This is a genomic window from Stieleria mannarensis, assembly GCF_014154935.1.
Taxonomy (GTDB): domain Bacteria; phylum Planctomycetota; class Planctomycetia; order Pirellulales; family Pirellulaceae; genus Stieleria; species Stieleria mannarensis.
Genome location: NZ_JACEHH010000133.1, coordinates 1 through 1,772 on the forward strand (window position 1 = coordinate 1; position 1,772 = coordinate 1,772).

A 1,772-nucleotide genomic window follows, 5' to 3' on the forward strand; every position below is an offset into this window, starting at 1 on the left:
TTGTTACACGTTCCGCCGCGTCGTTTCCAGACGGTTCGCGGCTACGGGCTCTACAGCGGCAACCAGCACAGTCGGATCGACGACGCCCGGTCTGCCCTCGGCGTGGCACCGCCGGAGCCGGAAGAACCGTCGAGCTGGCAAGAATGGTGCGAGTCGGCCGGGATGCTCGATGCCTGCACCTGTCCGGTGTGCGGCAAGCGGTTGGTTTCGCATCACGAATTCGCTGCCGGCCGTGGACCGCCCAGTGAAGCGTTTGGATGGCGAGAGACACGAGGGCAAGCCGCATGAGGCCGCTGGAGAAGTTGACAACGGACAGCAAGTGCCACCGACGCTACCGAAGGTGCGCGCCCGGGCCGGAGTCTTGTTCGCCGCCAACTGCCGGAAACCCCTGCTCGGGGTCAATCGATCTGGTAAAGTACTAAGCCGATGGGCGAGCCGGTCCCACGACCACGGGGCCGAACGCAAGCCCGGTTCAACCAAAGGATGCACGACGAGCGGCGAAGTCAGGGTTCTTGAAGTGGTTCATTTTGCGTCGCCGCCGCGTGATCCTTATCGTTATTTGTTTACAACAGGCGACAGCTTGGCCAATCATCCCTCGAATCCGTACCAAAGCCCGGATGATGCCGTTTCGACGGAGCTACCCTCGCCCCGATTCGTTCGCGCAAAACAATGGGCGATCCGCGCGGCGCTCGTCACAGGCACCCCTGCAGTATTAATCGTTGCACCAGTGCTACTACACGAACTCGGTGTTGCAATGCCCCGAGCAATCAGGCTTTTCTCACCGAAGACTCCGTTGTTCATCATGTACCCGGAGATGATCGTATTCCCATCGGCGATTCTTGCATGGCTCGCCTCATGGGTTTTTCCGATCACTGAGAACGATTGGACGTTAATGCGCCAAAATGAAAACGGGCCTCGATAGGGTAAACTCGACGCATTGGTCCTGACGATCATCGCGATTCATTGCTCGACGCATCCAGCTTCAACATGCATAATCAAGAGCTGCTCAGACGGAAACTTGCTGACCGTTCGGCCCCGGCACCGACGCGTGGTTCAGCGCCAGATTGAAAAAATCAAATAACCGTGCGGTGAACGGGAGCCGCCGATGACGCGGGTGCTGAAGTCATAGTTTCTTGGCGGCGGCCCCGTTACCGCTGTCGTTACGCAATAAGACGATGCTGCACGAACGCGCAACACTACAGGCTAACCACTAGCGTTTCGTTCGTCGCGTGATCGAACACGAACTGATTTGGGGGCTCGACCAGGGCAATGGATTTGCTTGGTGCGAATCCCATGGCGATGTCCATGCGTCGGTCATTTTGTTTTGGTCGGACGAAGCCTACGCTAAGCGTGCGATGAAGACTGGGTTCGATGACTGCGTCTTGCGATCCATCACGCTTTTCGATTTTCTATTTCGATGGTTGCCGGGAATGGAAGCCGATGGTGCACTCGCCGGCTGCAATTGGACCGAAGACCTGGCTGGGATCGAATCTCAGGCAAGTGATCTGCAAGCTGAACTTGCCACCGCGATGCTTGATGAGATGATCCAGAAGTATCAGGATGAGTTTCGGCAACAAGTTGCCGAGCAGAGCAAGGATGCGTAACAATGCCATGCACACGGAGCACTCGGCGGCGTGTTTGGGCAGTGGTTGCTCAACCGCTCGTGCCCGGTGATGGCGGTCGTTATCCGACTGAAACAGCCGCATTGAATCTCGCTCCGAATCCTTACCGGAGTCCGACATCAGATCCTGCTGCGACGCGTGATGGCAATG

1 protein-coding gene and 2 pseudogenes are annotated in these 1,772 nt (G+C 57.6%); all 3 read left to right on the forward strand.

Going from position 1 to position 1,772, the window contains the following annotated elements:
- A pseudogene (locus H1B37_RS32695) lies at positions 1-288 on the forward strand (IS91 family transposase); the annotation flags it as partial.
- Positions 245-922: a hypothetical protein gene (locus H1B37_RS32700; protein ID WP_182871467.1), complete on the forward strand. Its 678-nt coding sequence runs from the start codon at positions 245-247 to the stop codon at positions 920-922. The pseudogene H1B37_RS32695 and the gene H1B37_RS32700, both read left to right, overlap by 44 nt.
- A gap of 304 nt (positions 923-1,226) precedes the next feature.
- Positions 1,227-1,604 (forward strand): annotated as a pseudogene (locus H1B37_RS32705) (DUF2750 domain-containing protein); the annotation flags it as partial.
- Positions 1,605-1,772: the final 168 nt, after the last annotated feature.